This is a genomic window from Pontibacter rufus, from assembly GCF_015694705.1.
Taxonomy (GTDB): Bacteria; Bacteroidota; Bacteroidia; order Cytophagales; family Hymenobacteraceae; genus Pontibacter; species Pontibacter rufus.
The window spans coordinates 653256-666790 of the sequence record NZ_JADQDR010000001.1; the positions used below are offsets into that span (position 1 = coordinate 653256).

The 13535-nt window shown below is 44.4% G+C and carries 14 protein-coding genes and 1 pseudogene; 12 read left to right on the top strand and 3 right to left on the bottom strand.

What is annotated here, in order from left to right:
- Positions 1-17: 17 nt before the first annotated feature.
- The 7 genes from eno (at position 18) to I2I11_RS21215 (ending at position 6016) form a co-directional block, all read left to right on the top strand.
- Complete coding sequence (gene eno / locus I2I11_RS02980) at positions 18-1295, top strand: phosphopyruvate hydratase (protein WP_196266155.1); 1278 nt, start codon at positions 18-20, stop codon at positions 1293-1295.
- Between the two features lie 66 nt (positions 1296-1361).
- Complete coding sequence (locus I2I11_RS02985) at positions 1362-2765, top strand: voltage-gated chloride channel family protein (protein WP_196266156.1); 1404 nt, start codon at positions 1362-1364, stop codon at positions 2763-2765.
- A complete protein-coding gene (locus tag I2I11_RS02990; protein WP_196266157.1) occupies positions 2755-3126 on the top strand; it encodes a DUF190 domain-containing protein in 372 nt (123 codons plus the stop codon). Before I2I11_RS02985 ends, I2I11_RS02990 begins: the two co-directional genes overlap by 11 nt.
- 20 nt (positions 3127-3146) lie before the next feature.
- Positions 3147-3521 (top strand): fluoride efflux transporter CrcB, encoded by a 375-nt coding sequence (gene crcB / locus I2I11_RS02995; protein ID WP_196266158.1) that lies wholly within the window; start codon positions 3147-3149, stop codon positions 3519-3521.
- 9 nt (positions 3522-3530) lie between these two features.
- Positions 3531-3974: a universal stress protein gene (locus I2I11_RS03000; RefSeq protein WP_196266159.1), complete on the top strand. Its 444-nt coding sequence runs from the start codon at positions 3531-3533 to the stop codon at positions 3972-3974.
- A gap of 679 nt (positions 3975-4653) precedes the next feature.
- The gene (locus I2I11_RS03005; protein ID WP_196266160.1) at positions 4654-5622 is read left to right on the top strand and encodes an IS5 family transposase; all 969 of its coding nucleotides are present in this window, start codon (positions 4654-4656) and stop codon (positions 5620-5622) included.
- Between the two features lie 199 nt (positions 5623-5821).
- A complete protein-coding gene (locus I2I11_RS21215) occupies positions 5822-6016 on the top strand; it encodes a JAB domain-containing protein (protein ID WP_370582916.1) in 195 nt (64 codons plus the stop codon).
- On the opposite strand, the pseudogene I2I11_RS03015 reads toward I2I11_RS21215, so the two are convergent.
- Positions 6002-6878, bottom strand: a pseudogene (locus I2I11_RS03015) (IS5 family transposase). The gene I2I11_RS21215 and the pseudogene I2I11_RS03015 sit on opposite strands and share 15 nt — an antisense overlap.
- Before the next feature lie 213 nt (positions 6879-7091).
- On the opposite strand from I2I11_RS03015, the gene I2I11_RS03020 reads away from it, so the two are divergent.
- Complete coding sequence (locus I2I11_RS03020) at positions 7092-7622, top strand: hypothetical protein (protein WP_196266161.1); 531 nt, start codon at positions 7092-7094, stop codon at positions 7620-7622.
- Between the two features lie 12 nt (positions 7623-7634).
- On the opposite strand, the gene I2I11_RS03025 is transcribed toward I2I11_RS03020, so the two are convergent.
- On the bottom strand, positions 7635-7985 hold the full coding sequence (locus I2I11_RS03025) for a hypothetical protein (protein ID WP_196266162.1): 351 nt from the start codon (positions 7983-7985) through the stop codon (positions 7635-7637).
- Positions 7986-8238: 253 nt separating this feature from the next.
- Positions 8239-8523, bottom strand: a complete 285-nt coding sequence (locus tag I2I11_RS03030; RefSeq protein WP_196266163.1) for a hypothetical protein — start codon at positions 8521-8523, stop codon at positions 8239-8241.
- A gap of 151 nt (positions 8524-8674) precedes the next feature.
- On the opposite strand from I2I11_RS03030, the gene I2I11_RS03035 reads away from it, so the two are divergent.
- The 4 genes from I2I11_RS03035 (at position 8675) to mobC (ending at position 13504) form a co-directional block, all read left to right on the top strand.
- Positions 8675-9577 (top strand): toprim domain-containing protein, encoded by a 903-nt coding sequence (locus tag I2I11_RS03035; RefSeq protein WP_196266164.1) that lies wholly within the window; start codon positions 8675-8677, stop codon positions 9575-9577.
- Between the two features lie 243 nt (positions 9578-9820).
- On the top strand, positions 9821-10210 hold the full coding sequence (locus I2I11_RS03040) for a plasmid mobilization protein (protein ID WP_196266165.1): 390 nt from the start codon (positions 9821-9823) through the stop codon (positions 10208-10210).
- Entirely contained in the window at positions 10198-11502 is a 1305-nt protein-coding gene (locus tag I2I11_RS03045; protein WP_196266166.1) for a relaxase/mobilization nuclease domain-containing protein, read from the top strand. Before I2I11_RS03040 ends, I2I11_RS03045 begins: the two co-directional genes overlap by 13 nt.
- A gap of 16 nt (positions 11503-11518) precedes the next feature.
- Complete coding sequence (mobC, locus tag I2I11_RS03050) at positions 11519-13504, top strand: conjugal transfer protein MobC (RefSeq protein WP_196266167.1); 1986 nt, start codon at positions 11519-11521, stop codon at positions 13502-13504.
- Positions 13505-13535 lie beyond the last annotated feature (31 nt).

Consider the following 13535-nt stretch of genomic DNA (forward strand, 5'->3'; position numbering starts at 1 on the left):
AAATAAAATATATACCTATGAAAATCACAAAACTGAAAGCAAGAGAAGTGCTTGACTCGCGTGGAAACCCCACTGTGGAGGCAGAGATAACCCTGGAAAACGGCGCTACAGGCCGTGGTATATCGCCCTCCGGCGCTAGCACAGGCGAAAAAGAAGCAGTGGAATTGCGCGACAGTGACAAAGCCCGCTACAACGGCAAAGGCGTGGAGAAAGCTGTTTCGCAGTTGAACCAGAAAGTGGCAGCAAGTATAAAGCAGGAAAGCTTTGACAGCCAGCAGGCATTTGATGAGCATCTCATCCGGCTGGACGGTACGCCAAACAAATCCCGCCTCGGGGCCAACGCTATACTGGCTGCTTCCATCGCCTTTGCCCGCGCAGCAGCAGCCTCAAAAGGTCTCCCGCTGTACCGGCAACTGGTGGAGCGGGAACACTACATCCTGCCGGTGCCCTGCATGAACGTGATAAACGGCGGCCGGCACGCCGACAACAACATCGACTTTCAGGAGTTTATGATTGCTCCGCACCATGCGCCCTCTTTCAAGGAAAGCATACGGATGGGAGAGGAAGTTTTTCATGCGCTCAAGAGCCTGCTGCATAGCAAAGGTTATACTACGAGCGTGGGCGACGAGGGCGGTTTTGCCCCCAACCTGCGCTCCAACGAAGAAGCGGTAGAAGTTATACTGGAGGCCATCGCAAAGGCAGGTTACCGCCCCGGCACCGATATCTCCATCTGCCTCGACCCGGCCACCAGCGAGATGTGGGAGGATGGCAAGTACGTCCTGTTCAAAAGTACACAGCAAACTTATACGTCGGATGAGCTTATTAAACTCTGGCAAAAGTGGGTGAGCCAGTACCCGATTGTGTTGCTGGAAGACGGCCTGGGCGAGAACGACTGGGAAGGCTGGAAAAAGATGACGCAGCTTTTAGGAGATAAAGTGGAACTGGTGGGCGATGATGCCTTCTGCACGAACCCGGCTATTATACAGCAAGGTATAGAAGCCGGCATCGCCAACAGCGTACTTATCAAGCTCAACCAGATTGGCACCATCACTGAGACGCTACAGGCCGTGGCGCTGGCGCAGCAAAACAACTACGGCTGCTTTATCTCGCACCGCAGCGGCGAAACCGAAGACACCACCATCGCGGACCTGGCCGTGGCCACCAATGCCGGCCATATTAAAACCGGCAGTGGCAGCCGCTCCGAGCGCGTCGCCAAGTTCAACCAGCTGCTGCGCATCGAGGAGGAACTGGGCAGCAACGCTTCGTTCGCCGGGCTATCCACTTTTAAGAAATAGCAGGTATAAATCGTAAATATAAACCGGTATCAGTAAGAGATTATTCTTGTATTAACAAAGTAATAAATGCCAACCAGAAGAATACCTTTAGAGCACTATTCCATCTTCAAGCACCTGGTCCGCTGGACGCTGCTGATTATACCGATTGCCGTGGCTATCGGTAGTATGGTGGCGCTTTTCCTTTGGCTGCTGCACAGTGCCATACATCTCCGGTTTCAGCATCCCTGGCTGCTCTACCTGCTGCCGCTCGCCGGTTTGCTGATTCATTTTATTTACCAGTCCGTGGGCAAATCCTCCGAAAAGGGCAACAACCTGATTATGGAGGAGATACACGAGCCGGGCGGCGGCGTGCCGAAGCAAATGGCGCCGATTATCCTGATTACCACCGTTATGACACATCTTTTTGGCGGCTCGGCGGGCCGTGAGGGTACGGCTGTACAGATTGGCGGCAGCATCGCCAACATGTTCGGGGGCTGGTTTAAACTCAAAGGCGTGGACATGCGGATGATTCTGACAGCCGGCGTGGCCGCCGGTTTCGGAGCCGTATTCGGTACGCCGCTGACCGGGGCTATTTTTGCGATGGAAGTGCTCACTATCGGCCGCATTCAGTATGATGCGCTGTTGCCCGCGCTCATCGCCAGCATCATCGGCGACGTTACCGTTTCTGCCTGGGGCATGCACCATACCGCTTATCATATCGATATTTTGCCGCAACTGCCCTACTTCCTGTCGGAGTACCTGCCGATGGATTTGCTGCTGCTCGTGAAGGTAATTGTGGCTTCTGCTGCCTTTGGCCTGGCTAGTTACCTGTTTGCAGGTATGGTACACGAGATCAAAACGTTCCTATTAAAGATTTTTAAGTATAGATGGATGATTCCGGTTTTTGGAGGGTTAGCCATTATTGGTTTAACCTTTATCCTTGGCAAGCCCGATTACCTGAGCCTGGGCGTAGATGCCGAGTACCCTGGCGCTGTTACGGTGCCGTCCGCCTTCCGGGCCGGGGGAGCCGATACGTGGAGCTGGCTCTGGAAAACAATTTATACTACTATAACGCTTGCCTCCGGTTTTAAAGGTGGCGAAGTAACGCCCTTGTTTTATATCGGCGCTACGCTGGGCAATACGCTTTCCTTGCTGATGAATGCGCCGGTAAGCCTTTTTGCAGCGCTTGGTTTTATTGCCGTGTTCGCCGGGGCTACCAACACGCCGCTGGCCTGCACGGTTATGGGCATCGAGCTTTTCGGGGGCGAGCACGTACTCTTATTTGCCGTCGCCTGCTTCACGGCTTATTTTTTCAGCGGCCACTCCGGCATTTATAGTTCCCAGCGCATTGCTGTGCCTAAAATATTTGATGCCTATTTCTCTGATGAAACTTCTTTAACCGAAGCCAACAACAGAAGAGGCTACATGCACCAGAAACTGGCTAAGTATAAACTCCTTTCTAAAAGAAGAAAACAAGATCATGACGCATAACTCCGGAGAAATTATAGAACGTGCCCTGGGCAAACTGCAGATTTACATCAAGCCAAAGGACAAGCTGAAAGGCGTGTCGCTGATGGAGCGGTTGCGCCCGAAGCAGATTTACCGCGAAATCGTGAAAAATGCCAAAGCCGAGGGCTTGATGAACGCCTCCGTGTACCAGACGCACAGCGGCTTCTCGCTGAATGATAAAATCAGGGTGGCGCATCCGGAGCTGGACAACTCGGACCTCGCGCTCTGCGTGGAACTGATAGATGAGAAACCAAAGCTGGAGGCCTTCTGTAAAAACAACGCCGCGCTGCTAAAAGGCCGGATGATTGTTTTTAAAGCTGTAGAGTTCTGGGACATCAAATAAAAGATTAAATAAGAGCCACCATGAAAGCAATTTTGCTCGTTTTTTTAGGGGGAGGCCTCGGGAGTGTCTGCCGCTACCTGGCCAACCGCTGGGTAGTAAGTATGATTACAAGTGTTTTCCCAGCCGGCACTTTCCTGGTTAACATTGTGGGCTGCTTTCTCATCGGCTTCCTGGTGTTCTTCACAGCGCGTACCGGGGCAGACGCTACGGCGTGGCGCCTGCTGCTGGTAACAGGCTTTTGCGGCGGCTTCACCACTTTCTCCTCCTTTTCGTTCGAGAACATTCAGCTCATGGGCGACCACCAGGTGCTGATTTTCCTGCTGTACCTGCTGTTAAGTATAGCCCTGGGGCTTGGGGCAACCTATGTCGGCATTCTTGTGGCCCGGAACGTATAACAACAAGCGATGAAACTCAACCGGATTCTGATTTTGATAGACGACAGTCCCTGCGCCATCCGGGCTGCTAAGTATGGCTACGAACTGGCCCGGGAGTTGCAGGCAAAAGTGGCGCTACTCAGCGTAGTAGATGCCGCCCTGGCAGAAGGAAATGTAGATGCGGGCATTTTTCCGGAGCAGGAGGCCGGAAAGCTCAAAAGGGCGGCGGAGGAGCTGTTGCACAATATCCGCAACGATTATGGGCAAAGCGTGGAAACCGAGATTTTTGTGCCGGAAGGTAATGTGAAAGAAACTATACTTCAGATGGCAAAAGAGTGGAAAGCCAAGCTTATCGTGATCGGCTCACATGGCCGGACCGGCTTCAGCAGGCTCCTGATGGGAAGTATAGCCGAAGAGGTTATCCGCCATTCACCTGTGCCGGTATTTGTCGTGCCAGTAACTATAAAATTATGAGGAATAAACAATACATGAGATTAATAGGGAGTATAAAATAAACTGTGTGCCTGTTGCACAACTCCCACATCAATCCTGATCTCTATTCATTTTCTAAGACCACCTCTTCTCCTCCCACAAAAAAACAAGCAAAAAAGTGAAGATACTGTGTTTGCTGGAGAAGGAAGAAGAGCTGTGCGTGTGCGACCGAGCTCCGCGGGTCAACGCCCTCGCCCACTGCAGCCCTAAAGATCAGGTAAGCGTTTATCATGATGATTCCGGATGCTAAAAGGGCTGCCGAATCATCGATGGCCAGCTCATAATCCTGGCCATCGATGATACCGAAGTTATACCTATAAAAGCCGCCGAGGTGATGGCATCGCTCCTGTGGTGGAAAGCGTTACCCTTCACTGCACCGCTATTTATCTCAAGGCCGGCCTTCAGCACAAACCAGTAGATTTAGACTAATATAACAATATCCATTACTTCCTGGGATTAAACAATTAATTGCATGCAATTAATGCGATAAACTTTTAAATGATGAATTATGGAAAGCGTAATGAGTGTCTCAGAAATGTATAATGTTGCAGAAACTGAATTGATTTACAGAACTAAAGGACTTTGTTGCAACGGTCGGGTGTGGGTATAAAAAAGAGAGGGTCGTAGCTTATCTTTGTAGTGACGAAACTATAAAGAAGCGATGCAGGCATCTACTACAACCCCGTGTAAAGATAGGTATAAAGTTAAAAACTGGAAAGCTTATAACAAGAGTTTAGTTCATAGAGGAAGCCTGACGCTGTGGCTGGAAGATGCGGTATTAAGGGCCTGGCGGGACACGGATATAAGCAGGAAAGTAGTAGGCGAATGCCTGTATGCCGACTCTGTGATACAATGCTGTTTATTGCTGGGCTATGTATATCAGCAGCCGCTGCGGCAGAGCACCGGTTTTGTTTCCAGTCTGCTGGCTATGCTGGGCCGCGGGGAGTATGCCGTGCCGGATTACACTACCCTTTGCCGCAGACAGCTTTGTTTGCCCGTAGAAGTAAGCAAAGCTTTAACAGGCAACAATAAGCTAGACATCGCCATTGATTCCACCGGACTCAAGGTGTATGGGGAAGGGGAAGGGAAAGTAAGAAAGCACGGGGTCTCTAAGCGCCGCACCTGGCGTAAGCTGCATATCGGCATAGACGTCAACACGCAGGAGATTATATGTGTGGAGCTGACCAGCAATGCTGAAGATGATGCGCAGGCGGCCACCAGTATGCTCAAAGGCAAAACAGAGCACATCAGCAGCTTTAGAGGAGACGGGGCTTATGACGATTTTAAGCTCAGAAAAGTATTAGGCAGTGGGATTAAACAGATTATTCCGCCTCCCAAAGATGCGGTGGTGCGGAAAGGCAGCAAAAAGAAGCCTGTGCCTGATTACCTGAAGCAGCGCAATGAGGCAGTGGCGTATATAAACAGGCAGGACAGCAAAGCCTGGAAGATAAAAGAAGGCTATCACCAGAGGAGCTTAAATGAAGTAGCCATGTTCCGCTACAAAACGGCTTTTACAGGGCAGATGAGCGCCAGGAACATAGAAAACCAGAGAACAGAAGTACAACTAAAATGTAAAGTCTTAAACATCTTTCGCCAGCAGGGAATGCCTCTTGCCTATAAAGCAGCTTGACCCTGCCCCAACACAGCAGGATGGCGAAGCGTAGACCCGTTGCAACAAAGTCGAACTAAAGTTAAAGCATCGCAACGTTCGAAGGTATCCTCTTCGAAAGAAGTATATCAGATTTTATTGCAAAGCTGGGATGAAAATAAAATAGAATTTATAGAGCAGCAAAATATTACTGTTAAACAGAGCTGGAAGAACTTTAGGAATATTTGAAGTCCATACAGGAGGAGTTGCAGGAACTGTTGCCGACCCAAAAGTAATTTTTTCGGCAGCATCAAAAGCAAATGCAAGTTCCCTGATACTAGTACATAATCATCCCTCGGGAAATACGAATCTAAGTGAAGCTGACGGGCACCTAACAAGAAAGATATGGGAAGCCGGAAAACTAGGCTGTGTCTGATGAATACTTTTTCATGTAAAATTTAATAAAAGCCAGCTTCAGCATCGCCATGAAACTGACTGCTAGCTTTTCATATCTTGTAGCTATTCTTCGATATTCTTTAAGCCAGCCAATAGACTGCTCCACGCTTGCTCTTTTCTTATAGGTCTCTTTATCGAAGCGATAATGAGGTCCCTTTTTTCTTCTTCTGGCTCCGGGCCGTAACTGCCTTTCAGGAATCATTCCTTTGATGCCCCTGCGGGCCAACTCCTTTCTTAAATAGCCTGCATCGTATGCTTTATCTGCAACCACTTCCTCAGGCTTAGTTCTTTTACGCCCCCTTCTCACAGGTATCCTCACCTGTTCTAGTACCGGATGAAAATAGGCCGCATCGTGTGCTGCCCCTGAACTCAATACGGCTGCCAAAGGAAGACTATTGCTGTCACTCACTAAATGAATCTTGCTGGTAAATCCGCCACTACTCCGTCCTAGAGCATGGTTTTCAGGCTCACCTTCTTTTATTTGAACCCCCTTTTTAAGCCAGCGCCAGCTGCTGACTTCTGTGCTCTCACGGTGGTGGAATCAATTTGCCATAAGCTTAAGTCGATGAGCCCTTGAGCGTTTAACTCCAACTGAAGCCTGGCCAATATCTTATCGAAGGCACCTTCTATTCGGTAACGCCTAAACCTGTCATACACTGTTTTCCAGTTGCCACAGCGCTCTGGAAGGTCACGCCAAGGCGCCCCACTGCACAACACCCAAAACATCCCGTTCAGCACGGTGCGATGGTCTTTCCACTGCCCCCACGTTGTCCTTCACTATCAGGAAACAAACCCGATATCTTCTCCCACTGTTCATCATTTAGCTCGTATCGTCTCATGATTTACTAACAAGCCAATAGGATCTATCGTTTGATTCATCAGACACAGCCTACTGGACATTTCGGTACTTGACCATATCATTATTACTTCAGAATTACTTCAGAAGGATACTGCTCATTTGCAGATGGAGGGGAGATATAATCTCCCTTTTTTCTCAAAATCGTTCCTAAAAAACAGGATTATTCGTAATTTTATAATAACTAATTTTTATTGCTATGAAGAGTATATCATTCATCCTTATTGCCGTCTGGATGTTATCATCAAGTTGCTCCAACACAAATAAAGACTTAAGTAGAGAAGAAGCGATGAATCTCATTAAGCAGGAAACCAACTATCCTAAAATTGTTGATTATGATATTTTTTGCGGAGATCCGGAATTTGCAAAAAAGGTGCTTGATGCCGGATTGGAAACACAAGGCCTTTTGACTGTACAACGTACTCAGAAATTAAGCGATATAGGTAAACCAATAATTGAGTTCTCAAGCAAAGCTCAGCCTTACCTATTACCAACTCCGGAACAGGACAAATCAATAAATGTTCAAAAAGTAAAGCTTGCTGAAGAGGAATTGAAGGAAGTTACAGGCATAAAAATGATGAATGATGGAAAGAGTGCGGTTGCAGAATATACAACAATCTATAAAAATGTTACTCCATTCTCCACATTAGTCAATACTGATTTTAAGAAAGAAGATACCCATCAGGCCAATTTTGGTTTATATGATGATGGCTGGAGATTGGAGAATTAACTTGATACCCATTCATGAATATGGAGAAGCAACTGCGTGTTTAAAAGTTATATTTCCTTTGCTGTTTAAACCAACTTTTATGTGATAATAAGCAGGATAATTTGCTGTTTTGAAATCAATGTCACAATCTTCTATCATGTATAATTTATCTTTTTGTCTCCGATATACTGTTAATTGAAATTTTACACCGGTATCCATTTGTGTAAAATAACAACAGATGCCTGATGTTTTTCTTGGCCATACCTTAAAATCTAACTTTGCCTCATATTCTCCCAAGGGAATATTTGCAGCCAAATAGGAATATAATCGGGGCTCATTTCCTTTTTCCAAAGCTTGATTCCAGGACAATACATTACTTTCCATACGTTGATATTTTTACGAGGTAGCAGCAAAACTGCTCATTTATTCCCTTATATTTATAGGAATTTCACCAACAGCAGGACATAAGTGGAGAACGCTCATGCTATAGCGTGGGCGTTCTCCACTTATGTCCTGCTGTTGGGTTGCCTAAAGTAAGTTGTTGCCTGCGCTTGTTTTTTACAGGCTACAACGGTGAATGATTTAACCTAAATAAATTGTTATGACCGCAAACAGCCGTTATCCTGGATTTGATTATTCAGCTGCCTAAAGAAGTCAATTTTTCATTAAGCTCTATCAACCCGGCTTTTTGCAGACAATCTCCTGCTAAAGCTTTTAACTCCTGCAAGGTTTCCTGAGGTACACTGTTTAGTAGGTTTGATGATTTGTCATCATCTTTCACTTTCAGACCACGTTCTATAACACTATTCAGCAGCAAAACATTTTTTCGCGAGATTCTTAAATCAATCTTCACCGTTTCATTCATGCCAGGGATACTCAATATGGTATCATATACCTTGGCTATATCATTTGTTGTAAGCATATCTACACGATTTTAATTAAAACTATATGCTACAAAAATATACACCTTTACTGAAACTATCCTCATCAAAATATGATGAGGATAGGTAGAACCCAAACTTCATGTTTAACTTCGCATAGTATCTGAATAGTGAAATTGAAAATGTGCGGTTATGGATTTCAGAAAACAAGGGCTTTCTATCAATGAGGCCAAAGAAATGGACATGGTAGATTACCTGTCCGGGCTAGGCCATGAGCCTGCAAAAATCAGGAACACAGATTATTGGTATTTATCCCCTTTACGGGACGAAAAAACGCCTTCTTTTAAGGTCAACAGGAAGCTGAACCGTTGGTACGATCATGGTTTGGGAAAAGGAGGTAATCTTGTTGACTTTGCCATCTTATATCACAATTGCACTGTCGGTGAATTTCTGCAAAAATTAAATAGTGATCTTTCTTTTCAAAAGCCTCATTCCCGGCATCCCGAAGAACAAGTAATTGCAGATCATAAGATAAACATTCTCCAGGATTTTAACCTCAGTTCGTTTGCCTTACTGCGTTACCTGGAACAAAGAAAAATTCCTGTTGAAATTTCGGAACAATTCTGTAGAGAGGTTCGATATGAATTGAATAATAAAATCTTCTATGGCATCGGCTTTAAAAATGACTCCGGGGGCTATGAACTGCGCAACCCTTATTTCAAAGCCAGCAGTTCACCGAAGGATATTACCACAATTAATAATGGCGCAAAAGAGGCTGCCGTTTTTGAAGGGTTTACCGACTTCCTTTCCTTCAAGGCTATCCACAAAAATCAGGGTAATAAGGAAAGTGATTTCGTGATTTTAAATTCCGCTTCCTTCTTTGAAAAAGCTCGTCCGTTTATGGAGCAGCATGAAGCCATTCGGCTTTATTTAGACCGTGATACCACAGGACAAAATTACAGTCGTTATGCCTTGTCCTTAAGTGATAAATACAAAGATGAAAGTCTCCTTTACCAGCATCATAAAGACTTTAATAATTGGTTAATGAACCTTGAAAAACCTCAAAGGAAAAAATTAGGACATAAGTTGAAGTGAGATTTTATCCTTGTCATAGGCCAATAATATGAGTTATTAGAACGGTTGCAGAATTGGTTTAACGATGGCTTTAAGATTTAGAACTTACAAGAGATTTAACAAAGGCTGTAAGATTGCCTCTTTTCAGCAATCGGCCAGATGTACGGTTGTTAAACAACCGGATCTGGCCGCTATCCCTCCGAAGTCGGGGCGGTTGGTGAAAGACAGTGAAATGTAAGATTGCAAACGTGAAAATGATTAGTGATGGAAGAGAAAAAAACATTCAGGACCCGTATTATCGGGTTAAGGCTCACCTCGGCAGAATATGAGCAGATTGAGAAGAGGTGCAAGAACAGCACATCTGGAAAACTAAGCGAGTATGTTCGTTGCTTGCTTTTTAATAAGCCTGTAACAGTCTATCAGCGGAACCAATCCCTGGATGACTTTATGGCAGAGATGATGCAGCTTAGAACAGAGCTGAACAGCATCGGGAACAACTTCAATCAGGCAGTGAAAAAGCTGCATACACTGGGGCAAATTGCAGAGTTTAAGAACTGGATTATTACCTATGAACTGGAAAAAAGAATCCTGCTCAACAAGGTAGATGAAATCAAAAATCGTATCAATAAAATAGCAGACGAATGGTTGCAGTAATACATTCAAGCAACAGCCTTCGCAACGCTTTAAATTATAATGAACAGAAGGTAAAAGAGCAGGTTGCCATCTGCCTTGCTGCCGTTCATTACCCCAAAGATTTGGAGCATTTAAACTTTTATCAGAAGCTGAGCAGGCTGCAAAATCAGGCTGCTTTAAACGTCAGAACAAAAGTGAACAGCGTCCATATTTCGCTCAATTTTGACCCTTCGGAAAAGCTTTCTGAAGAACTTTTAAAGGAAATTGCATATACTTATTTGCAGAAAATCGGCTTTGCAAAACAGCCTTATTTATTGTACCAGCACCATGATAGCGGCCACCCACACGTACACATTGTAACCACCAATATTAAAGCAGACGGAAAGCGAATTGAGCTGCATAACCTGGGGAAAAATCAATCCGAAAAAGCGAGAAAAGAAATTGAAATAGCTTTTGGTCTTTTGAAGGCAGAAGATAGTAAACAGCAGCAGGCATGGGAGCTTAAACCAGTCAATGTTCAGAAGGTGCAATATGGGCGAAGTGAAACTAAAAGAGCCATCACCAATGTGCTTGACGCTGTACTGAAAAATTACAAATATACCAGCCTGCCAGAACTAAATGCTGTGTTGCAGCAATACAATGTGATTGCAGATAGGGGCAATGAAAATTCAAGAGTATATCAGAACAATGGATTGACTTACCGGATATTGGACGAGAAAGGTGAAAAGGTAGGTGTGCCTATCAAAGCCAGTGACTTTTATAATAAACCTACACTTAAATTTTTAGAAGAAAGATTTGCCTCAAACGAGCTTTCACGGCAACCCAATAAAGCAAGGGTAAAAAATGCTATTGATTTAGCTCTGCACAAAGAGAAAGCTTTGCTGGTTCAGGGATTAATCAGTGCATTGGAAAAGAAAGGTATCTATACCGTTCTACGGCAAAATTCGGACGGTATTATTTACGGTATCACCTATGTTGACCACCAGACCAAATGCGTTTTTAATGGCAGTGCGTTAGGTAAACAATACAGTGCGAAGGCTATCCTGGAACGATGCCAGCAAAAGGCAGTTTCTGAGCAGAATTTGCTCCCGCATTCCGCTCAAAAACCTATTGGGTTACAACCACAGGCTACCGCTTCTGTGGCAGAAACCAAGACCAATCAAAATGGTCAGAAGACTACTACATCCCTTCCTGAAATTGGGAATGCACTTGATGCACTAATGCAGCCGGAACAAGCATCAGATTATTTACCCTACCAATTAAGAAAGAACAGGAGAAAGAAGAAAAGAAAGAATTGGAATAACAACCAATAATTATAAAACTACGGTTATGCAGACAGGAGAGAACGAACAGGCGCTGAGGAAAATTCTGGATATGACCCGGCTGATCAGCATCACTATTTTAGTGATACATTTCTATTATTACTGTTATGCTGCATTCCATGAGTGGCAGTTCAGTAGCAGCTTCACAGACCGTCTGCTGGGTAATATCAGAAACACCGGATTATTTAGTAATTTCCATAAATCGAAGCTGATTGCTTTAGGATTTCTGGTTATTTCTCTTATTGGAGCCAAAGGCAGGAAAGATGAAAAATTAAACTACAAAACTGCCTTTTCTTATATCATTACGGGCTTGCTGATCTATTTCTTTAGCTACCTGTCTTTGCTGTTGAAAATAAAAATAACAGAGGTAGCATTGATTTATATGGGACTGGCTTCTGTTGGCTTTTTATTGGTGCTTTCAGGGGGCACATTATTATCCAGGATTATAAAGAGCAGGCTTAATAATAAAGATATTTTCAATAAAGAAAATGAAACCTTTCCGCAGGAAGAACGGCTGTTGGAAAATGAATATTCCATTAACCTGCCAGCCCGTTACGCTTTGAAAAATAAAACACGCAATAGCTGGATCAATATTATCAATCCATTCCGGGCACTGATAGTATTGGGTTCACCTGGTGCAGGTAAATCTTACTTTGTCATTCGACATGTTATCACGCAGCATATCCGCAAAGGGTTTACCATGTTCGTGTATGATTTTAAGTTCGATGACCTTTCCAAAGTTGTTTACAACACTTGGTTAAAATATAAGAGTAAATACCCTATACCACCCCAATTCTTTGTGATCAATTTTGATGATTTAACCCGCAGTCATCGTTGCAATCCACTCGATCACCAAACCATGTCGGACATTACGGATGCTGCCGAATCTGCCCGCACCATTCTGATGGGATTGAACCGTGAATGGATCAAACGGCAGGGTGACTTCTTTGTAGAATCACCGATTAATTTTTTGACCGCTATCATCTGGTATTTGAGAAAGTATAAGGATGGCGAATTTTGCACCCTGCCACACGTTATTGAATTAATGCAAATGGATTATGACAGCTTGTTTACGGCTCTGCGAACGGAGAAAGAAATAGAGGTGTTAATCAACCCGTTTGTCAATGCCTATCTTAATGATGTCATGGAGCAACTGGAAGGTCAGATAGCCGCTGCTAAAGTAGCGATGGCGAGATTATCGTCCCCGCAGTTATACTATGTATTGTCAGGTAACGACTTTACTTTAGACATAAACAATCCCCAGGAACCGAAAATTATCTGCATGGGAAACAACCCGCAAAAGATACAGATTTATGGAGCCGTTTTATCGCTCTATGTGACAAGGTTGGTTAAGCTGGTGAACAAAAAAGGAAAGCAGAAAAGCAGCCTGGTATTTGATGAGTTCCCGACCATTTATTTGAATAATATGGACAGTTTGATTGCAACTGCAAGGAGCAATAAAGTAGCAACTTGTTTAGGCGTTCAGGATTTTAGCCAGCTACGTAAAGATTATGGCAAGGAACAGGCCGATGTAATAATGAATATAACCGGCAATATCATTAGCGGACAGGTTACAGGAGATACTGCTAAACAGCTCTCCGACCGTTTTGGAAAAATTATGCAGGACAGGGAAAGTCTTTCTATCAACAGTGCAGATACTTCCATTAGTCGTTCCAAGCAACTGGAGTCAGCTATACCACCATCTAAAATTTCAGCTCTTTCGTCAGGTGAATTTGTAGGTATGGTTGCAGATGATCCGGACTGTAAAATTGAACTGAAAGCATTTAATTGTGAGATATTAAATGACCACGCAGCATTGAAACAGGAGCAGAATAATTATAGAGAAATTCCGGTTATCCGTAAGTTAGACAATGCGATGGTGCAGCGGAATTACCTACAGATCAAGCAGGATGTGCAGGACATCATTCAATCTGAAATAGAGCGGATATTAAACGATCCGGGATTAGGGCATTTGGTTATTAAAAAAGGGTAATTAGCCCTGTTTAACTTGTGTTTTTAGCAAG